At 42.0% G+C, this 212-nt stretch carries 1 protein-coding gene; it reads left to right on the forward strand.

All coding sequences use genetic code 11. The annotated features are described in order from the left end of the window. Nucleotides 1–212, forward strand: a 212-nt coding sequence (locus CWB76_RS19615) for a DUF2987 domain-containing protein (protein WP_138609769.1), incomplete at both ends; no start/stop codon positions are given.

Raw genomic sequence — 212 nt, forward strand, 5'->3', positions numbered from 1 at the left:
GGCTATTACCGTGCCAAAAACCGCGCGATCACCATAAAGCTGTGAGTGTAGCTCCGCCAAAAAATCCGGTTCACGACTGTCAGTTAAAGGTACAAATAGAAGCTAATGAACGAGATGGACTGGCGTTATCAAAGCAAGCGTTATTAGTGATTAATAATGAGCTTGAAGAGCTATTAACAGACGTATCTGGCTTTTTTGGTAGCAAACTAATG

This window comes from Pseudoalteromonas sp. S1609 (assembly GCF_005887255.1).
Taxonomy (GTDB): domain Bacteria; phylum Pseudomonadota; class Gammaproteobacteria; order Enterobacterales; family Alteromonadaceae; genus Pseudoalteromonas.